Source organism: Faecalitalea cylindroides (genome assembly GCF_028321995.1).
GTDB lineage: Bacteria > Bacillota_I > Bacilli_A > Erysipelotrichales > Erysipelotrichaceae > Faecalitalea > Faecalitalea cylindroides.
This window is the reverse complement of the sequence record NZ_JAQLXG010000008.1, coordinates 1-21,358: the sequence shown is the minus strand read 5'-3', so window position 1 is coordinate 21,358 and position 21,358 is coordinate 1. Positions and strand designations below refer to the sequence as shown.

Here is a 21,358-nt window from a genome sequence, read left to right as displayed (position 1 = left end):
AATCATTTCAATATAATAAGATAAAAAAGAACCTCGCATTGAGGTTCTAATTTTATACTAGTTTGCGACGATATTAATGACCTTCCCTTTAACAACAATAACTTTGCGAATTGTTTTTCCTTCAATTTGACGTTTTACTGTTTCAAGTTCCAATGCCTTTTCTTTTAATTCGTCTTCCTGTGTTCCAACTGGAACATCAAATTTACCACGAACTTTTCCGTTTACCTGTACAACAATGGTTACATTTTCTTCCACTAGAACGGATTCATCATATGTAGGCCATGGTTCATAAGCAATAGATTGATCATGTCCCAATTTTTGCCACATTTCTTCACCTAAATGCGGTGCATAACAAGACAATAGTTTAACGAATCCTTCGGCATATCCTTTATAAAGTGTTTTTGCCTTATAAGCGTCATTAATAAAGATCATCATCTGCGCAATGGCTGTGTTTAAACTAAGTGTTTCAATATCATTCGAAACTTTCTTAACGGTCGCATTATACACTTTATCCAATTCATGATCGTTTTCTTCAGTTACCTTACCACTTTCAACGATCAAGCGATATACTCGTTCCAACCATTTACGTGAACCTTCAACACCCTGTTCGCTCCAAGGTTTGCTGGCTTCCAATGGTCCCATAAACATCTCATATAAACGAAGGGTATCCGCACCATATTTTTCAACAACATCATTTGGATTCACGACAAATTCAGGGAAACGTTTTCCCATTTTGATGCCGTTTGCGCCCAAAATATATCCCTGATGAACAAGCTTTTTAAAAGGTTCTTTAACAGGTACCAATCCTTTATCATATAAGTAGTTTGTCCACATTCTTGAATACAACAAGTGACCAACCGCATGTTCTGGACCGCCAATATATAAATCGACTGGCATCCAGTGTTTCAATAATTCATAATCGGCGAATTCTTTGTCATTATGTGGATCGATATATCGCAAGAAATACCAGCTGCTTCCCGCACTGCCTGGCATAGTACTTGTTTCGCGTTTTCCTTTTTTACCATCAATTTCTACATTGACCCAGGAATCCGCTTTTTCAAGTGGACTAGCTCCTGTTTTGCTAGGAGAATAATCTTCAAGTTCAGGAAGGATCAAAGGTAGTTGATCATCACTTAAGGCAATCATATCCCCATCTTCCATATGTACGATAGGAATTGGTTCTCCCCAGTAACGCTGACGGGCAAAGATCCATTCACGTAAACGATAGTTCACATGTTTCTTTCCACAGTTGTGTTCTTCTAACCAATCGATCATCGCATTGATCGCATCTTCTTTATTTAATCCATCCAAGAATCCGGAATTGATATGAACACCATCCTGTGTCCATGCTTCTTCTTCAATATTTCCACCTTCTAATACAGGAATGATCTCAATACCAAATTTCTTGGCAAATTCATAGTCTCGTGTATCATGTGCAGGAACAGCCATGATAGCCCCTGTACCATAAGATGCCAATACATAATCGGAAATCCAAATTGGAATTTCTTTTCCATTTACAGGATTGATTGCATAAGCCCCAGTGAATACACCCGTTTTGTCTTTATTTAACTGTGTTCTTTCCAATTCAGATTTAGTCGCACAAGCTGCTTTATACGCTTCTACTTCTACTTTTTTATCCTCTGTTGTTATCATATCGATCAAACGATGTTCTGGTGCTAAAACACAATATGTAGCGCCAAACAAAGTATCACAACGTGTCGTAAAGACAGTAAAGCTTTCCTCATGACCAGCAACTTTGAAATCAACATGAGCTCCAATTGATTTTCCAATCCAGTTACGCTGCATTTCCTTTGTGGATTCAGGCCAGTCAATCTCATCTAAGCCTTCCAACAAACGATCAGCATATTTTACAATATCGATGACCCATTGACGCATGTTTTTGCGAACGACAGGATAGCCTCCACGCTCACTTTTTCCATCAACTACTTCATCATTAGCTAATACGGTTCCAAGTTCCTCACACCAGTTAACTGGCATTTCTACACATTTAGCTAAACCATCTTCAAATAGCTGTTTAAAGATCCACTGAGTCCATTTATAGAAATCCGGATCACAAGTAGATACTTCTTTGGTCCAGTCATAGCTAAAACCTAACATTTTTAATTGTTTAGTAAAGACTTCAATATTATGTTTTGTAAATCCATCTGGATGATTTCCTGTCTGGATCGCATATTGTTCAGCTGGCAAACCAAAGCTATCAAAGCCCATTGGATGCAATACATTATATCCTTGCATTCTTTTCATTCGACATACGATATCGGTTGCAGTATAACCCTCAGGATGTCCGGCATGAAGACCCACTCCAGAAGGATATGGGAACATATCTAATGCATAGTATTTTGGCTTAGAAAAATCATGTACATCTGTATAGAAAGTCTGATTTTCATCCCAGTAATTCTGCCATTTCTTTTCGATTTCTTTGTGGTCAAAGCTCATTTTCTCTTCCTCCTAAATAAAAAAACGTCCTCATCTAAGGACGTTATTAACGCGGTACCACCTTAGTTCATAGATTTCTCTATGCCCTTTTCTTCTTTTAACGCAAGAAATACGGATAACATTACTTATCGACTCCCCAGCAAGTTCAAAGGATTTGAATACTGATTTCCACCAAACATCAGCTCTCTAAAATTCAAAGAATCTTTTACTACTCTGGTTCAAAATCATCTGATAAGAATTTATCAGATTTTAGCTAAATAGTCAATGCCACTGATTCCTTTTTCATCATAGAATACCTTTAGTTCCAAATCATCATATTGACACGAAATATACGTATTTTCATCTATGAAAATCACGATATGTCCATTGATTTCTTCTATCTTCTTTAAGATCAATTGATCATCCGCATAATTACATCGACGAACTAGGTTGTTGTTTTCTATCATCATCTTTGCATGCGAAATACACGATAGATCAACAATCGATTGACGATTTGCCTGGATTAGGTATGCTGAGTTTAAAACATAGATAGACATTAATGATATGATCTGCAACAATAGCGCAAAACAAATTAAAGCTAACCAGGAAGCATATCCATTATGTGATTTGAACCGAGAATGTTTTCTTGTCTTTTTGATATCGCAAATAAATTTTTTCATCTTCTTCAAAAAATTCTGCATATTCTATATTCTCCATCAAGATCTCATATCCATCTCGTTTAACTAGGCGATTGCGATCAAATTCGATTCGTATCTTTTCATGTTCATATATCATATATAAAGTCCTTTCTTTTACCTCTCTATCTTTGGATACCGCTGCAATCTGACGTAATTGCAAGATGGCAAACTGATCTTGATGATTTGGACGATAGTTGATAAAAAGGACACATGTTCTTAAATAGATTACCGCACAAAAAGATACGATCAAACTGATAAATAACGCAATCAAAGCTTCAATCATGGTAAAACCATTGGGTATTGATTTCTTTATCCACATAATAACCAAAATCATCTTCTACGATCTTAAAAACACTGAATAAAACTCCTGCACATAAGATCATAACAAATAATCCAAACAACGCATCTGTTAAAATAAAACCATTTTTCTTAATCAATTCGTACTCGCCCACTTCCTAATTGAAAGATCAATTTTTTTGTACCTTTTTGATCATGACACTCTAAAGTATTTGCCTTTGAGATATTTCCTTTAGCATTATAGTGAAAACTTAAAGTTTCACACGCAATGGATTCATCAAATTCATAATATTTTCCATCAAATACAGCATGATCTTCATAAATCTCAACACGGGTCTCTCTTTTTTCTATGAATGCTTTCTCCTGCATCAAAACACAATACGACATTAACTTTTCCATAAAGATAGTTAAGTTCGATTGATTTTGATTCTGTGATATTCCTATGGACAATACACATACGATCAAAAGTACGATCAAGCTTTCTATCATCGTAAAACCATTACTGTGTACTTGCCTGTCCATCTACAATCACTACCGTTTCGCCATTTGGGCATCGATCTTGTCCTTCTTTTAAATATCCTTCATTAATCAATTCCTGTACACTTGTAGGTGTCGTTAGATTATCTATTTCATATAAGATAATTTGTGAATCAACAATATCTAAAAGAGCCTGACACCCTTTATCACGTATGATTGTTTCTTTTTGTTGGATATTGGGTAATGTGATCAATAACAATAAGGCAATTACTAACATAACGATCATCATTTCTAAGACAGTAAATCCATTCTTTTTATTCTGCATTTTCATTATTCCTTTCTAAATCGTATTTAACATATTCAGCGGCAACAACATGATCTGATATACAACTAATACTAAAATACCTACACAGCTATACGAAAACACCTGCATCGTAACGATCAGCTTATTAACGATCGTTTTAAAAGATTTAATGGCCTGTTCATAATACACTTTTAAAATTGTAACTAGATCTGCACTCTTCATCCCAATCTTAAAGAAAACAAGGAATGTTTTATCAAAAGGAATCGTGTTTATGATCGTTTCCAATCGCTTTCCTTCTAAAAGTTCCAGATAGATTCGGCTTCCAAAACAATGAACTTCTTTAAAGTAATTCATTTCCGATAATATTTGAAAGCAGGATTTTGATGTAAGATTCGATGCCAATAAAGACTCAAGCACAATTGAAAATTGAATAGTAACATACAGTTGATATATCTTGTTTTTTAATAGATACGGAATGATTTTTTCTTTAAAAACAGGAACTTTTACATACATAAACATCAATACCAGCAAGACGACCATACAGATAAACAACAAAGTAAACAAGATTTCCAAAAGATCCAATAGTAGAAAACTATTCTCACCATTTGAATACACCATCATGGAAGGAATGATTGATCTAGAAAAGAATAGGATCATGAAATAGGCAAAACAAAAGATGAAGATCGGATAGGCAATCTTTGTGAAAAAATGATAAGAAATCGTATTTGAACTGTTATCAATTCGTTCTGCACACGTTAAAGCCTGTTTAAAAGACATGTGCTTAGCCAAAACATGAAGGATCTTAAAGAGTTTTAAAGTTTGACCATCACATAAAATATCAATCAAAACTTCTCCATTTTTTAATCTGGTTATGATTTTATCCTGTTCTTTAAAACAGAGCTGGATGACAGTCTTGGTGTCTAATCCTTGATCTAATAAAAGCTTCATCTTTACGAGTTCATCTTTGGAAATCTTTAATGTCGAACTGGGCTTGCGGATCAAAGATATATCCTTGTTCAACAGCGTTTTGAATCTCATCCTCCAATTTTCTGTGTTCCTTTGGATATTCGTGTTTTTCGATCGCATGATCAAGTGCTTGGGCATCGAGAATTTCATATACACACTCCTTTCTAAAAATATCCTTTGTCTTATAAAGACGTTGGGAAATCACAGCTGTTAAAGTATTTTTTAGATCATACTCACTTAAACCAAAATCCAATAAACGATGAAGGCTTTCCAAAGCATTCTTGGCATGTAAAGTAGTAAAGACCATGTGACCTGTTAAAGCGGCTCGTATGACCATCCTGGCAGTATAGGCATTTCTTGTTTCACCAATCAAAATCACATCCGGATCATGTCTTAATAATTCCTCAATTCCTTTTTCGTATGTAAAACCCATAGCTTCATTGATCTGCAGCTGCAAATACAATTCATCCTCAATTTCAATTGGATCTTCAAGGCTTATGACATTATATTGGTCCTTGCAGGCAATCTCATGTAATATTGCATGCAACGTGGTCGTCTTGCCTGAATTCGTTGGGCCAGAAAAAATAACCAGACCTTGTCTGCAATTTGTTAAACTTTTTAAAAACGAAATACTTTTGGAATCTTGCGTAAGCTGATCTATAGCCATTGATGGATTAGTCCTCAATAAGCGCAAGACTCCTGTTTGAATCGATTGATTCACAATAACACTAAAGCGACAAAAGATTTCTTTTGCATCTAACTGCACAGAAAATTGTCCACTTTGAGGACATAAAGGATTGGTTAAATCAAAACCGGCAATGAATTTCATATATTCAAACACACCCTTATCCCAAATATCTTGTTCGATCTTTTCCATGCCCAAATCATTTCGAAACTGGATATTCATATGATCTTCTTTGACGATAAAGTGGATATCACTGGCTTTATGCTCAATAGCAAGCTGTATCAAACTGTATAAGAGTTCTTCCATTTCACTTCCTCCTATTATCTAATACAATCGAAACTTCTAAAAAGACAAAAAAAATCGACTTTCGTCGATTAATTTTGCAGATATGGATTCCAACGTCTTTCCAAATCCAAAGTTGTCGATGGTCCATGTCCAGGGTAGATAGGATAATTTTGATCAAACTGTATAAATTTCTTTAAAGACTGAAACATCGCATACTCACTACCAGTTTCCAGATCCATCCTTCCAATAGATCCTTGGAAAATAAAGTCTCCAGTAAATAGTTTGTCATCGATCTTAAAGACAGTTGAACCAATAGAATGACCCGGAAAGAAAAATACCTCTACATCAAAAGCGCCAATTGTCATCAAGCCTTCTTTGAAAGTTCTAGGCTTTGCATGACTGACAACATGGGTAAAAAATGCATTTGATCCATTTAGATCTGGATCGATTAAAAATTGTACTTCATGTGGATTGACATAGACATCCACATCATGATTTTTTAATATGGAATCAATTCCGCCAATATGATCAAAGTGGGCATGCGTTAATAGAATTGCATCTAAATTAGCATGTTCTACTTCTAATAAACGATCTAAATCTTTAAACTCAGCACCTGGATCGATGACTAACGCATGACCATCCTGAATCAATAGGTAACAATTAGCTTGAACCGGTCCCAATGCTCTTGTGATGATCTTCATAAACAATACATAAAAAAGACCATAATCGGTCTTTTTTATTTTTTCTCCTTATGATCCGTTTTCTGATTACATTTTGGACAATATTTCTTTATAGTCATACGTTCAGGATGTTTCTTTTTATTTCTTGTACCAATGTAATTTTCTTCTCCACAAACAGAACATTTAAATGTAATACGATCTCTCATGGTCTGTCCTCCTCACATTTACTGATTGAGTATAACATATTCCGCTATTCATTGACAAGTTCGTTTTTTGTTTTATTGTGGGTATAATTCGAAATATCTTTGAAGTACCTGTGGTACAACTTCGGTCGTACAAATATTAGGGGCTACGCTTTGATCGTTGATACTTGAAGTTGGAGCCACACACGCAAAACTGACGTCAGCATCTTCATATGGAGCCCAGCCAACAAAGGCCGCTGTTGTCCATTCATTAACTTCCGCAGTTCCTGTCTTTCCTGCAACTGGAACTGAGAAATCCTGTAAGACACCACAATTTCCATCCGCAACACATGCTCTAAAACCTTGTTGAACGCGCGATAAATACTCACTATTTTCTTCTGGTAAAGTATTCTTTAATACAGATTCATTTACGGAAACGATTTCTTCACTATTTACTTCCATCACATAACTCATCAATTTAGGCTGATAAATCAAACCATTGGTTGCAATCGTTGAAACATATTCCAACAACTGAATTGGTGTATACATATCAAACTGACCAATTGAGTAGTTCAACAACATACCTGGCTCTCGTCCAACCCCCATATATCCAGTGACTTCTCCTGGTACATCAAGACCTGTTATATTTCCTAATCCAAACATTGAATAATAACTTCGCATCTTGTCAAATGTTCCTGAGACATTGCTAATATTCAGAGGTTCGCCTTCTTGATAAGTTCCTCCCCCTAATCGAATCGCTATATTAAACATATAGACGTTACTTGAGACGGATAGTGCCTGGATATCATTGACCGGACCATGATCTTGATATGATCCAAATTCCTGTCCAGCAATATTCATGACTTCATCATTGATTACTTCCCCAGGCTGAATCACTCCTTCACTTAGTCCCATATAAACTGTAGCTCCTTTGATGCTGGAACCAGGATTGACAAGACTCATGTAATTTCCACTGGCAAAATAGGTCATTTGTCGAGTATCTGGATCCATTTGATAACCAGATAAAGCGATAACTTCTCCTGTATATGGATCCATCATACACATGAATAAGCTATAGAAATTTTCACGTCTTTCGGTTCCCCCATTTTCCTGCAGTACAGTTTTAAGTGTTGTATCGAGAGATTGTTGAAGATCTATATCAATCGATAAATAAATATCATTCCCTTTACGAGCCTGGCGAATTACTTCTTTTTTTGCCAAACCGTTGGAATCATAAGTGATTCTTGATTCTTCGGCTATACCTGCTAAAACATCATTATATTGGTATTCAAGACCAGATCTCCCTACAGGAGCATTATATTGATATCCTTTTTGAAGATAGTAATCAGAATATTCCTCAGGAAGGCCTTCTGTACTTGTTGTAACTGTACCTAAAACATCAGACAATGTTTCACCATATGGATATTCTCTTTTCCATCCACCGAAATCTACATCAAATCCAGGAAATTCTGTCTTATGTTCTACTAAATACGCTACATCACTATCGCTCACATCTTCCAAAATAACATTTTCCTGTCCGGTAGAATAATTTGTAGTCATTCGTTGATAAACGATACACATTTTTAATGTATCTTCGTCCATCTCTTCTAGCTCATCATCCCCAATACGATCATACATCAAGCCATAACGAATACTCTCGCTATCACTTCCCCAGGCACCAGATTCATATTCTTCCTGTTCTTTATCTGTCAATAATGCATTGGGATCGTCATTTAAAGATAAATATGTCATATAGGCTTCTTTTTTATCCCGTTCTGTAAATGAATCAACATCAATATCAAAAACAGATACGACACGTTCTGCATATAATTTATAATCATCAATAGTCATGTTATTAGGTGAAGTATATACGATGTTATGCGAAATAACTGTTTTAGCCAAAACGCGCCCTTTACAATCATATATTTCCCCACGTGGTGCACTAACATATTGTTTGATTGATGTATAGTCATCTTTTTTAGCCGTATAGTCTTCGTACGAGAAAACTTGTATATACAACAAACGAATAAACAAGATCAAAAAACAAATAACAATTGCTCCTGCCAGTAGCATAACTCGGTGGTCAATGGTCTTATCAAGCACTATAGTTGGTTTTTTTGATTTATTTTTAACTTTACGCATGGACCTACGTTTAAATAAAGCCATTCGTCATCCCCCTTGAATTTACTACTTATTATACACGAAAAACGAGCAATTTAAAAAAACTTATAGTATACTCTTTTTAGAAGCGAGGTATTCTTATGAAAAGAACAGAGACTAGAGAAGTAAAGATAAAAGATCTTGTGCTTGGTCACAATAATCATGTTTATATTCAATCTATGTGCAATATTCCAACAAAACAAGCTCAGAAAGTTATCGAACAAATCTTAAATTTGGAAAAAATGGGCTGTGAGATTATACGTGTCAGCTGTATGGATATGGAAGATGCTAAAGCGATTGAAACAATCAAGAAAAATATTCATATACCTCTAGTTGCAGACATTCATTTTGATTATAAATTGGCACTTGCCTGCATTGAAGCCGGTGCTGATAAGATTCGTTTAAACCCAGGAAATATCGGTTCAAAAGAGAATGTAAAAGTTGTTGTCCAGGCGTGTAAACAACACAATATTCCAATTCGTATTGGAATCAATAGTGGGTCACTTGAAAAAGACATTCACGAAAAATATGGTAAACCCACTGCAGAAGGTATGATTGAAAGTGCAAAACGACATATTGAAATCTTAGAAGAACTTGATTTCTATGATACTGTTCTATCATTTAAATCCAGTGATCCTTTATTATGCATCGAAGCTTATCGTTTAGCCGCTAAAACATTTGATTATCCTCTTCATCTAGGAGTAACTGAAGCTGGAACGACAATGACCAGTGCTATTAAAAGCTCCCTTGCCTTAGGAACATTGTTGTTGGAAGGAATTGGAAATACGATTCGTATTAGTGTGAATGGAAGTCCTGAAAAAGAGATCCCAATTGTCAAAGAGCTCTTGAAATCATGTAAACTTATTAACAACGTACCAAACTTAATTGCCTGTCCAACATGTGGACGTACTCAATGGAACATGGAACCAGTTGTTAATGAGATGGAACAATATCTTCAAACTGTCAATAAAAATATCACCGTTGCTATCATGGGATGTGCAGTGAATGGCCCTGGTGAAGCAAAACATGCAGATATAGCCATTGCTGGAGGACGCAATGAAGGATTATTAATCAAAAAAGGTCAGATCATAGAAAAAATCCCTCAAGATAAAATCGTTGAGAGATTAATCAAAGAAATCGAAAATTTCTAACCTCGAAAAATTCGAGGTTTTTTTATTCTAGAACATCGGCAATCGATGTGTCTTGTACAAAGGTGTTTGTATTATACAAAAACAAAACATCTGTTATTAAGTTTAGATTAAAAATTCGTTCAATATCTTCGTAGAAATAGCGTGGGTCAACAATCGTGATCGTACGATAATACGGCAATAAAAATTGAACCATGCTATTGGCATAAGAATCTTTGATCAATAATAAATGACGATCCGAGTCATTTAAATTTTCAATCTGCACAAGTCCTGTATTCCCCCCTAAAAAAACATCATACGGATTAGATGATTCCAATCCTTTTGAATTATAAATCGAACAAGTTCTTGTTCCATTGCTTTCATCCATCATGACATAGTCCTTTATATTATCAGAAACATAGATTTCAATATCATCCTGGATTCCTACACTACCTACCTTTTTTGCCAAAGTTCCTTTAAAATTATCACTGACTTGATATACAGTATAATCTGATTTTTTTACTTCCCCCAGTTCAAAACTAGAAGCAAGTTGTTGAAACGCATAAAAAGTCGCTAAAGAAGTCCAGTGATGATCTGTATGATAATACAAATATTCATCTTTATGTTTATCCAATGTATCTCGTACATCAATTTGTGTGATAGAAGTATCCAACATACTAAAGATTTGGTCCATTTGTGCATCCTGATCTATAGTATTTGAATAAGCAGGAAGATTATCTGATTGAATATTTGCGGCATTTGGTGCCAATAAAAAACCTGAACGAACTTGATGATTGATACAGAAATTATTGATTGCATTTATATTACGATTCATTTGTTCTTCATTGATTGCTGAATTTTCTTGAATCAAGGTACCATTTCCAAGATATACATCATTAATCTTTTTGACTCCGGTCAATTTATTCAATAGATAACGTATGTGAATCAAGCTATCTCTTCCAACAAATTGATCCGAGACATAATTGTTTAATTCTTGAGAAAATTGACCACTCAATACATCTTCAGAATCAAATTTTGGAAAAGTCTGTAAGCTTCGATTTTCCGCCTGTGAAGTAGCCTTATCAGGAGCTAGTATATTAATCATAAGAACAACACACATCAGACCAAAAACAATTCGTGCAATATAGCGAGCAGTAATCTCGGAACGTTTTTGTTTCATGATCTCACCTCCCTAAAATGCAGAATATAAGAATGATTGATATGTACTACCAACCATCATAGAAATACAAACGACGAAAAAGACAACATAAACAACTGATGTAATGATGACACCTTTATTTTTGAGATGATTGTAAGAAAAAATTTGAAGCTTATCATAGATTGTTGTGGTAAAGAAAATCCCAAAGACAATCAAAACTAAATAACTAGTAAATACAAACAAAAAGTCTGAATTCATAAAAGATGAAGCCCCAACACCAAACATTCTTAAAAGTGTATCAAATGCATTTAGTAAAGATGGACTAAAGAAAAATACCCAACCAATCAATACAACGAGAAGTGTATAAATGTGGCTGATAAACTTTGGAAGCTTTTTTAATGCTTTTTTAAGAAAGAACTTTTCCATCAAGACAAACAATCCTAAATACAAACCCCATATAATATAAGTGATATTAGCCCCATGCCAAATACCTGTTAAAAACCAAACTATCAAAATATTGCGTACATATAAAGTATTATTGACACGACTTCCTCCTAATGGAAAATAAACATAGTTTTTGAACCAATTACCCAATGAAATATGCCACCGTCTAAAAAATTCTTGAATTGTTTTGGACATATAAGGATGATCAAAGTTGATGTCAAAATCAAAACCAAACATCTTTGAAATACCAATAGCCATATCACTATAGCCAGAAAAATCAAAATAAAGCTGTAAAGCATAAGAAATCGCATATAACCAGGTGCCTAATACAGTATCATTACCAGATAAAGCTTGAAAAACAAGAGCAAACTGATCAGCAAAGATAATTTTCTTTATTAATCCTTTTATAAATAAAACCATACCTGCATTAAATTTTGCACGATTCATTATACGAGACTTAAGTTGAGACTGCATCTGGCTGTAAGTTACAATTGGACCACTAGATATTTTGCCAAAGAAACAAATATAAAGGGAAAATAAAACGATGTCTCTTTGTGGTTCCACTTTCTTAGTGATAACATCACCTAAATAAGAAATTGCACTAAAAGTAAAAAAAGATAATCCAATTGGTACATGAGAAGTATCAATTTCAAAAGGAACGACCATATCGATATATTTGTATATACACAAAATCAGGACATTGAAAGCAATAGAAGTAACAATGATTAACTTTCTATGCTTAGTTTCTTTTGCTATCTGTATCCCGCTTATATAGTTCCATAAGATTGATAAAACCAACAAGATCAATGTGACTGGATCATTCCATGAATAGAATAACAAACTGATTATCAAAAGAACGATGTTTTTAAAATAGGTAGAAGGCGTTAAATAATAAAGAATTAATGAAACAGGAAGAAAAAAGAATATAAAAATTAAACTATTAAAAATCATATCTCTTTCCCCCTTATTTATAAACTTCGTAAAAATTGATCGTGGATCGTCTTAGCATCTTGACTTACGATCATACATGCATAATTAACTTGAATATCAATGACCGAATTGTTTAATTTATCCGCCTGCTCAGGTGCATATCCGGAAAAAATATTAGTCTGTTCATCAATCCTAGCCTTCATCTTATCTTCAAATGTTTTAGCATCATTGGATGATTTGAATTGCACCAGCACAATTTCATCTGCATTTAATGCATCTTGACTTTTATAATAAATAATATTTTCAAACATCTCTGGTTCCAAATCCAAAAATCTCTTGATTGAGATATTGTCTTTTAATTCCATCGTACTAAGATCAATATTATTCAACATTCCGTTTTGAACACTTGTAAAATCTTTTGTCGATGCCTGTGGTGTTGAAAAAGTAAAATATAAGAATATACACATTAATCCAATGATCAAACCTTTTAAGATATTAAGAATATCCAATTTTTCATTTAATCTTTTTTTCATTATAGAACCCCCATGATATTACGTGCCCATTTTTCGTAGAAAGAGGACACAAAGTGAATACCATCTGATTCATAGATAGGTTCACTTTGATCTTGTACCAACGAAGAATTATCAATATAAGTCCATCCATTATCTTGACAAGCTTGTTGGATCTGTGCATTATAGACATCAATTTGAGACCAAAGATCACTATTTGATTGTGTAACACTTTGACTGGCAGGAATAATCGAATTCACATATATATTTGCCTGTGGACATACATTTAAAATCTTTTTGATTTGTTCGGACAATAATTGTGAATAACTGCCATTTGAGGTATTGTTTAAATTATTCTTTATGTCATTCATGCCAAAAGCGATATAGATATTCTGTGGCTGTAACTGTTGAATCGAATCGATCCACTCATCAATATTTAAGATCGTAGCTCCATTATAAGCATAAACACGACTTTCCAACAAATACCCGTACAAGTAAAAACCTGTTGCCCTTGAATCTCCTAAAATCAAATAATCATCAAACAAGCCAAATACATCCAGTTTCCCATCTTGAATAGCCCGTTTTCTTTCTTCAAGCCTTCTTTCGCTTAACTGTTCAGAAAGTGCTGAAGGATCCTTAGATTCAGACTCTTTAATGTAATCTACACCATTTGTTGAATGCTTTGGCCATAACAAAAAAAGCGTAACAATAACAACACAAACAACAACAATACCAATTATGATATTCTTATACTTTTTTAATTCTAGAATAATTCTATCCATTCTGATCCCCTTTTAGTGATTCTATTATAACACAGCTTGCAAATAAAAATTTTATAATTTCATCAAAATCTAAATCTTTATTTTTCTAGTTTTCTTAACAGATTTACCAATTCATTTTCACTATAAACAACATGGTCACTGCTTGTTCCCTCTAAGCCATGATGACGATTAAAGTGTATGGTTTTCATTCCAACTTTTTTAGCTCCTTCCATATCGTTTGTATAATTATCCCCTATATAATACCAATCTGAAATGTTCTCTTTCATATTCGAAAACATCGTTTTAAACGACCTCGGATCAGGCTTGGCAAATCCTAATTGACCACTAGTATAGACATTTTCTTCTTTAAAATATTTAAAAACATCTAATGCCTTAAGTTTCATTCTTTGATGTTCATCCTGTCCATTTGTCAGTATCGCAAGTTCTGATATTGTCGATCTAAAAAAATCATGAAAAACATTACTCATAAATATTTCTTTTTGAAGTGTTTTATATACTCTTTGAAATTCACGATATAAGTCTTCTTCAACATCAATATGGTAGATTTTGCACATTTGACGAATTCGATAAATTCCTGATTCATCAATAGAAATAGATCCATCCTGAATCTTATCAAAGATTTCATCTCCACAGCTGCGATATATTGTATACATGGACTCTAAATCATATGTTTCATCTATATTTAAAAGTTCATTGCATGCTTTTTTAAATGGATATGATAAATCGTAAAGTGTGTCATCACAATCAAAACAAAATTTCATAAAACCTCCTGGAAAGAAAAGAGAGGAGTAAACACTCCTCAAATCTTTTAATCTCTGTTATATCCCAATAAACGCAAGATATATAAGAAAATATTTAAGAAATCAAGATATAACTCCAAAGCCATGTAAATAGCAATTTTTTCTTGACTCACTACATCCCCATTGCTGAGATACAAGATCTTGTTCATACGTTGTATATCCCAGGCTGTAATTCCCGTAAACAATAACAATCCAACAATAGAAATCATTCGTGTATCAAAAGAAACACCAAATAAAAGCATTACAGCTTGTGAGATAATCAAAACAGTTAAACCAATAACACATATCATTCCTATGCTGTTCAGATTTTTCTTTGTCGTTAATCCAATAAAAGCAAGACAGATAAAATATACAGCACTAATTAAGAATGCAGCAGTTAATTGAGCTTGACTATTCGTATAAAACAAACTAGTTAAAGAAATGCCAAACGTTACGGCATACACCATGAACAATACTTTAATTCCTGTTGCTGTAGATCTTTGCATAGCTGATTGAAACGCAAATACAAGTCCAATCTGCACAATAAACAACAGCAATCCAATCATAGGCATAGATGTCAGCATCCATAAATACCAGCCAGTTGAATAACATAGATAAGATGTAGCAGCTGTAACTAAAAGCCCTAAAGCCATCCACACGAACGAAGTTGTTAATGCTTTACGCAAAGTTTCTTGTGGATAATACGTATTTTCATACATGATATCACCTTCTATTTTGTAATAAATTCTAATAATTGATGTGCCGCAATATCAAGGCCGTGACGATTAGTCTTATCAAATCCTAGATGTGTATAAATTTCTCCAACAAAAGTTCCATTTTCTTCTAATGAACTGAATACTTTAGTAATCAATGGTTCACAAAGTTCCTGTTTCTGCATTGGACCGAATGGATTTGCAAAGTAAGTAGTACTAATTCCAACTTCTTGTGTAGTACCTAATGCCATACGTTTACCCATGACACAAGTATCTTTTACTTCTTCTACCGTTAACTTCTTAAGACCAAATTCATTTGTATAATTATTTGCATAAGCAAATAAATCAATTTTGTGGTTAGTAGTGATAACATCATAAGATGCAGCAGGTGTAACCATACGAGAGTTTGGATTTTCCGGAGCCATGAACACAGAACGATCCATGTCACGATAAGGAGTTCCTGGATCAAGGTCATCTAGACGAATAAAGGCACCAATTTCTGTTCCCTGTCCATAAGGGATACCATCTTCAATATGAATTGTTCCCATATCGTCAAATACCACTTCAATATCTTTGATAACATCTTTTCCTACACTCTTCAAGGCTTCAATTGATTCAGATTTTCCAGCACCTGAATCTCCCATCAACATAATTCCTTTTTTACGACCATCATTTAATGTAATATTAACAAATGCTCCATGAATAGGCAACCATCCTTGTTGCATAGCGGCAAGATTGTGCAATGTTAGACACATTTTCTTTAAATAACCAAAATATTCAATTCTTGGATCATCACTAATACAACCAAGCCAAATGTTTTCAGTTTCATCATAATAGAATTCAGTTGCATCTTTACCATCTGGATTACCAAATAATAAAACCAAATCTGGTTTTTGATTCGCTTCTTCTTTTGTCGCAAGCTCAAATAAGTTAGCCATACTTAAAGCACTGGCAGTATATTTAGCATTAAAATATACAAAACACAGTAATTTACCGACTTTACATGGGAAACAGAAGAAAGACTCTGAATCACCCTCAAAATAAGTCATTGGATCAACTTTTGTTTCTGTAAATGTTCCTGTACGTTTACTTGATTTTGGGTGAAGAATCATTGGTGTACGCAACATAACATGGTCAATAATCGGAATATCCTTTAACGCACTGTAATGCTCTGACCAGATACTATCCCTGTTATGAATAGAAAAACAAGCATTTGTACCTGCCTGAATCTGACGATACACCAAGTTTGGACGATCCATGATTCTTTCTTCAAATAAACGATATGTACGTAAGATCAAATCATTCATTTCAGAATCTCTACGTACTAAAGTATTGATTCCAAAGTCATCTGAACTATCGCTCTTGATAAACGCAAAACGTTGTAAATGTCTCCATGTTTTATAGATTTCACGTACAACAGTTAAAAGACTCTTTTTATCTTCTAAATATTCAGATTCGATTTCATCCATATTAAAAATAGACAGCATTCTCAAACATTTGCTGAATTTATTTGCGGCTTCTTTTGAATCATATTTTCCATTCTGTGTTAAATAGTTATATAACTCAGGATACAGAGTTTCTTGTGTTTTGATAAAGTGCTGTAGATACACTCTGAATGTATTTGATTTCAACAATACCTCTCTTGATTTAGGGTATGCTTTATTGTAATTCAATACTACTTGATTATTTGTTAGATATATTTTTTTATCCATTTTATATATTTCCTCCTTATATGCGAATGATACACGATTTATGAACAAATGTAAACAATAATGATACAGTAAGCGTTTTCAACTTTTTTTTAAAGAAAAGGCCGTTTAGGCCTTATATAATTCATCAATCATAGATTTGATTGAATCAATTGAAACTTCTTCTTTTTCTCCTGTATAACGGTTAGAGAATTCAAGAATGCCTTCTTGTGCTTTACGTCCTACTGTTATGCGGTATGGGATACCAATAAGTTCCATATCCTTGAATTTAACTCCTGGTCTTTCATTACGATCGTCTAGTAATACAGAGTATTTATTCTTTGTACAATAGTTATATAGATCATTGGCAATTTCCATCTGTTTTTCATCTTTTAAAGAAATAGGTACAATTGATAAGATAAATGGTGCTACTTCTTTTGGCCAGATAATACCTTTATCATCATGGTGTTGTTCAACGATTGCCGCCATACATCTTTCCAATCCAATACCGTAGCTTCCCATCCATACTGGCTGTAACTGGTTGTTTGCATCTGTGTAGTATAGATTCATTGATTGGGCATATTTTGTACCCAGTTTAAACAAGTTACCAACTTCGATTCCATGCTGGAATGTTAATGGTTTACCACATACAGGACAAATATCCCCTTCTTTTACTTGACATAGATCAGCTACAAGTTCTGGTGTAAAATCAGATAGATTCACGTTTACATAATGATGATCGCTTTTATTTGCCCCAATGATAAAATTCTTCATATGTTTGATCATACGATCCATATATACTGGGCAATCCAAACCAACAGGCCCGGCGAAACCAACACGCGCATGCGTTACTCTTTCAACATCTTCAAAAGATGCTAATTCCATCTCGTTAGCTTTCAATAGTTTTAAAGCTTTCGTTTCATTTAGTTCACGATCTCCTGGAATACAGAAAGCTACAATTTTACCATCTACATTATAAAGAAGCGTTTTAACAAAATCCTTAGGCTCTTTGCCAAAGAAAGCAGCCACTTCTTCAATAGTCTTCGCATTTGGTGTTTCAACTAACTGAATCTCAAGTTCTTCTTCCTGAGAATCCTGTAAGGTATCAACAACTTCTGTGATTTCCAAATTGCTGGAGAAATCACAACCTTCGCATCCAACAACGATATCTTCTCCAATACCTGAAATAGCCTGATATTCTTCACTTAAAAGACCACCCATAGCCCCTGTATCTGCTTTTACGATCTTATATTCTAATTCCATTCGATCAAAAATACGACAATATGCATCATACATCTTTGCGTAGGCTTCATCCAAGCCAGCCTCATCGATATCAAAAGTATAAGCATCTTTCATTATAAATTCGCGTACACGAATCAAACCATAACGTGGTCGTGTTTCATCTCTGAATTTAGTTTGGATCTGATACAAGTTATAAGGGAAATCTTTATAGCTCTTGCCATCCATACTTGCCGCAACAGCAAATAATTCCTCATGTGTAGGTCCTAATACATAACGTTTCATATAGCGATCATTCATTGTAAACATATTTGAACCAAACACTTCACGTCTACCAGATTTAATATAAACTTCTTCCGGAATCAAAGCAGGCATCAATAATTCCTGAGCGTCTTTTGCATCCATTTCTTCACGAACGATATTTTCAATCTTGGCTAATACTTTTTTGCCCATAGGCATGATCATATACATACCATTTGAGCTTTTTTTGATCATTCCAGCACGAACTAGTAAATTGCTGGAAACACTATCTTCATCTTTTGCATTTTCTCTTAATGTATAAAAGAAACTCTTACTTAATTTCATATTGTCCCTCTTTTCAACTCGTATATTCTCTCATATACTGTGTTTTTATACAACACGAATTTTGCGAATCATTGCGTGTTTTTCAATCGGACCCGTCCATTTTGTATGAACAATTTGCATTGGTTTATTACATACTTCACAAAGATTTTCATCTTCATCATAAACATCCTTGATCATAACTTTTGTAGAAGGAATTGTTGGCCCAAAAATTTCCATAATCTGATTCGGCATAAAATTGTTTTTCACCTGTAATGTCGCAATAGATGACTTATCATCATAATCCAGTACAATTGCTACATATTCCTGTGTAACTGTTTCATCATGATCTTGGTATAATTGCACTTTATAATTCGGAAGCCCTTGATAGAACCCCGGACCAGTTGGTCGATTCTCTGCTTTGGCAATCTCTTTTTTTACATAATCAATATCATTTTGTGTCGCATGACCATTCTCATAAATCTTATCGATCAAATAACGATAACTTGAAACAACAGTTGCCAAATAATATGCACTCTTCATGCGTCCTTCTATTTTTAAGGAAGCTACTCCCATGTTGATGAAATCTTCAATATAATCAACTGCCTGTAGATCTTTTGATGACATGGAGAAAAGATTGGAAGGATCTGAGATCTCTTCATTTTTATCCATTAAATGATATTTCCAACGACAGCTTTGTGCACATCCGCCTCGATTGGCATCACGCAAAGTCATATGATTGCTTAAGACACAACGCCCTGAATAAGAAATACACATTCCTCCATGAATAAAAACTTCGATTGGTAATATATCTTGTTTACAAATCTGTCGTATCTCGTCCAATTGACATTCTCGTGCTAAAACAACGCGATCCATTCCTTTAGACTTCCAGAATCGTACAGCACTGGAATTCGTAGATGAATGTTGCGTAGACACATGAACCTCAAAAGAACAGTTTAATTCCTTTGCCAAAGTCATGATAGCTGGACTTGCCACAATGATTGCATGAACACCCGCATGATCAAGATCTAATAAATATTCTCGTAGTCCATCTGTATCGTTTTCATGTGGTAGCATATTGACTGTGACATGCACATGAGAATCATGTGCATTGGCAAAATCAACTAGCTCTTTGATTTCCTCAAGAGAGAAATTAGATGCACGTGAACGCAATGAAAACTGTTTTCCTCCAATATATACTGCATCTGCACCATATAGGATCGCAATCTTTGCCTTTTCAAGATTTCCTGCAGGAGCTAATAATTCTATCTTTTTCATTACTGCCCCTCCTTTTTCTTTATCGTTGTTTCATGATACCATCGATCACAACCAATATTTAAATTCGTTTTTGTTTTATATGCATTCAAAACTTGAATCGTATAACCATCATCGAAAAATATAGAATCAATACGGAAACGCTTGATTCCTGCTTCTTTTAATGAATCCATTTGTTCAAAAGAAGATATAGGATTGGCACTGAATATATGTGTGCCTGCATGATCTTCATAAATAGGCATTCGCTCAACACGTGTTTTTTCAATTAAATCGTAACGTTTGTTTTCTTTAATAGCATTTGAATTAATCGCATCTAGATAATTGGAAATCAAAGGTCTTCTAGAATACATAATAGAAAAATAGCCGTTTACTAAAACTTCAAGATGATCAGCAGCTTGAGCAATCATCATAATTTCATCTAAGCTCATCTCATGAGCCAGACTGACAGCCTGTATGCCTTGTTCCAAATAGAAATTTACATCCATGCTGGAAGTAACCAAAGTTTCTGGTTGATAGATAAGTTTATTTTGGATATTCATTTCCTGTGCGATATATAAAATGCCTTCATCTGCATAATAAATACCATCTATATTAATATCTTTAAATATTTGCATCCATTCTTTCGCCTTTTCTATTTCCTTTTCAGAGCACATTCTCAAAAAATTAACATATAACTTGATATTTAATTCTTTACATTTGTCTTTCCATACTTTTAAGTTTGTTTTATCCACTTCAATACAATGACGAATCGAATAATATTGAACACCTATAATAACGGCATCAATTCCTGCTTCTTTAAGTTTTTCAAGGCTTTCTAAAGAATGAATCGTTGAAATATACATAAACACCATCCTATCAGCTTTTACAGTATAACAAAAAAATAATCTAGAATCATTAAAAAGGCAAAAAAAAAGGGACCCGGCGGCAAGCTATCTTCGCAGGGGCAGGCCCAACTATTTTCGCCGATGAAGTGCTTAACTTC

Annotated in this window: 22 protein-coding genes and 1 other annotated feature; of the genes, 1 reads left to right on the top strand and 21 read right to left on the bottom strand. The window is 34.2% G+C overall.

Features of this window, described 5'->3' with window-relative positions:
• Positions 1-57: 57 nt before the first annotated feature.
• The 11 genes from leuS to PND65_RS05570 all read right to left on the bottom strand — a co-directional run bounded on the left by leuS (position 58) and on the right by PND65_RS05570 (position 9,176).
• Positions 58-2,457 carry a leucine--tRNA ligase gene (leuS, locus tag PND65_RS05620; protein ID WP_087158849.1) on the bottom strand — a complete coding sequence of 800 codons (2,400 nt, stop codon included), beginning with the start codon at positions 2,455-2,457 and terminating at the stop codon, positions 58-60.
• A gap of 33 nt (positions 2,458-2,490) precedes the next feature.
• Positions 2,491-2,688: a binding site (T-box leader), on the bottom strand.
• A gap of 11 nt (positions 2,689-2,699) precedes the next feature.
• Positions 2,700-3,137, bottom strand: a complete 438-nt coding sequence (locus tag PND65_RS05615) for a hypothetical protein (RefSeq protein WP_271990904.1) — start codon at positions 3,135-3,137, stop codon at positions 2,700-2,702.
• Entirely contained in the window at positions 3,055-3,453 is a 399-nt protein-coding gene (locus PND65_RS05610; RefSeq protein WP_195294927.1) for a prepilin-type N-terminal cleavage/methylation domain-containing protein, read from the bottom strand. The genes PND65_RS05615 and PND65_RS05610 overlap by 83 nt, the downstream gene beginning before the upstream one ends.
• The gene (locus tag PND65_RS05605) at positions 3,410-3,571 is read right to left on the bottom strand and encodes a hypothetical protein (protein WP_162606955.1); all 162 of its coding nucleotides are present in this window, start codon (positions 3,569-3,571) and stop codon (positions 3,410-3,412) included. The genes PND65_RS05610 and PND65_RS05605 overlap by 44 nt, the downstream gene beginning before the upstream one ends.
• Positions 3,564-3,953: a competence type IV pilus minor pilin ComGD gene (gene comGD, locus PND65_RS05600; protein WP_271990902.1), complete on the bottom strand. Its 390-nt coding sequence runs from the start codon at positions 3,951-3,953 to the stop codon at positions 3,564-3,566. The genes PND65_RS05605 and comGD overlap by 8 nt, the downstream gene beginning before the upstream one ends.
• Positions 3,931-4,233, bottom strand: a complete 303-nt coding sequence (comGC, locus tag PND65_RS05595; protein WP_022355279.1) for a competence type IV pilus major pilin ComGC — start codon at positions 4,231-4,233, stop codon at positions 3,931-3,933. The genes comGD and comGC overlap by 23 nt, the downstream gene beginning before the upstream one ends.
• Before the next feature lie 15 nt (positions 4,234-4,248).
• Positions 4,249-5,250 carry a type II secretion system F family protein gene (locus PND65_RS05590; RefSeq protein WP_271990900.1) on the bottom strand — a complete coding sequence of 334 codons (1,002 nt, stop codon included), beginning with the start codon at positions 5,248-5,250 and terminating at the stop codon, positions 4,249-4,251.
• Positions 5,171-6,169 carry an ATPase, T2SS/T4P/T4SS family gene (locus PND65_RS05585; protein WP_271990898.1) on the bottom strand — a complete coding sequence of 333 codons (999 nt, stop codon included), beginning with the start codon at positions 6,167-6,169 and terminating at the stop codon, positions 5,171-5,173. Before PND65_RS05585 ends, PND65_RS05590 begins: the two co-directional genes overlap by 80 nt.
• A gap of 68 nt (positions 6,170-6,237) precedes the next feature.
• A complete protein-coding gene (locus tag PND65_RS05580) occupies positions 6,238-6,849 on the bottom strand; it encodes an MBL fold metallo-hydrolase (RefSeq protein WP_271990895.1) in 612 nt (203 codons plus the stop codon).
• A gap of 35 nt (positions 6,850-6,884) precedes the next feature.
• Entirely contained in the window at positions 6,885-7,034 is a 150-nt protein-coding gene (gene rpmG / locus PND65_RS05575; protein ID WP_022355275.1) for a 50S ribosomal protein L33, read from the bottom strand.
• Positions 7,035-7,106: 72 nt separating this feature from the next.
• Positions 7,107-9,176: a peptidoglycan D,D-transpeptidase FtsI family protein gene (locus tag PND65_RS05570; protein ID WP_195376078.1), complete on the bottom strand. Its 2,070-nt coding sequence runs from the start codon at positions 9,174-9,176 to the stop codon at positions 7,107-7,109.
• Between the two features lie 95 nt (positions 9,177-9,271).
• Here PND65_RS05570 and ispG point away from each other — a divergent pair, with 95 nt between their 5' ends.
• Positions 9,272-10,321, top strand: coding sequence for a flavodoxin-dependent (E)-4-hydroxy-3-methylbut-2-enyl-diphosphate synthase (gene ispG / locus PND65_RS05565; RefSeq protein WP_035401130.1), 1,050 nt, complete (start codon positions 9,272-9,274; stop codon positions 10,319-10,321).
• Between the two features lie 22 nt (positions 10,322-10,343).
• Here ispG and PND65_RS05560 read toward each other — a convergent pair whose 3' ends face one another.
• From PND65_RS05560 to PND65_RS05515, 10 genes are all read right to left on the bottom strand, one after another.
• Positions 10,344-11,477: a DHHW family protein gene (locus PND65_RS05560; protein WP_271990892.1), complete on the bottom strand. Its 1,134-nt coding sequence runs from the start codon at positions 11,475-11,477 to the stop codon at positions 10,344-10,346.
• 12 nt (positions 11,478-11,489) lie between these two features.
• Complete coding sequence (locus PND65_RS05555) at positions 11,490-12,851, bottom strand: MBOAT family O-acyltransferase (RefSeq protein WP_271990891.1); 1,362 nt, start codon at positions 12,849-12,851, stop codon at positions 11,490-11,492.
• A gap of 17 nt (positions 12,852-12,868) precedes the next feature.
• Positions 12,869-13,363, bottom strand: a complete 495-nt coding sequence (locus tag PND65_RS05550) for a DUF4358 domain-containing protein (RefSeq protein ID WP_087158840.1) — start codon at positions 13,361-13,363, stop codon at positions 12,869-12,871.
• Positions 13,363-14,121 carry an SGNH/GDSL hydrolase family protein gene (locus PND65_RS05545; protein ID WP_195191394.1) on the bottom strand — a complete coding sequence of 253 codons (759 nt, stop codon included), beginning with the start codon at positions 14,119-14,121 and terminating at the stop codon, positions 13,363-13,365. Before PND65_RS05545 ends, PND65_RS05550 begins: the two co-directional genes overlap by 1 nt.
• Before the next feature lie 77 nt (positions 14,122-14,198).
• Positions 14,199-14,882, bottom strand: coding sequence for an HAD family hydrolase (locus PND65_RS05540; protein WP_195191395.1), 684 nt, complete (start codon positions 14,880-14,882; stop codon positions 14,199-14,201).
• Between the two features lie 47 nt (positions 14,883-14,929).
• Positions 14,930-15,619, bottom strand: coding sequence for a Bax inhibitor-1/YccA family protein (locus tag PND65_RS05535; protein ID WP_087158838.1), 690 nt, complete (start codon positions 15,617-15,619; stop codon positions 14,930-14,932).
• 11 nt (positions 15,620-15,630) lie between these two features.
• Positions 15,631-17,325, bottom strand: a complete 1,695-nt coding sequence (locus tag PND65_RS05530; RefSeq protein ID WP_087319935.1) for a hypothetical protein — start codon at positions 17,323-17,325, stop codon at positions 15,631-15,633.
• 105 nt (positions 17,326-17,430) lie between these two features.
• Positions 17,431-19,125: a proline--tRNA ligase gene (locus tag PND65_RS05525; RefSeq protein ID WP_271990889.1), complete on the bottom strand. Its 1,695-nt coding sequence runs from the start codon at positions 19,123-19,125 to the stop codon at positions 17,431-17,433.
• A gap of 45 nt (positions 19,126-19,170) precedes the next feature.
• Positions 19,171-20,379 carry a peptidase U32 family protein gene (locus tag PND65_RS05520; RefSeq protein ID WP_271990887.1) on the bottom strand — a complete coding sequence of 403 codons (1,209 nt, stop codon included), beginning with the start codon at positions 20,377-20,379 and terminating at the stop codon, positions 19,171-19,173.
• The gene (locus PND65_RS05515; RefSeq protein WP_271990886.1) at positions 20,379-21,218 is read right to left on the bottom strand and encodes a peptidase U32 family protein; all 840 of its coding nucleotides are present in this window, start codon (positions 21,216-21,218) and stop codon (positions 20,379-20,381) included. Before PND65_RS05515 ends, PND65_RS05520 begins: the two co-directional genes overlap by 1 nt.
• Positions 21,219-21,358 lie beyond the last annotated feature (140 nt).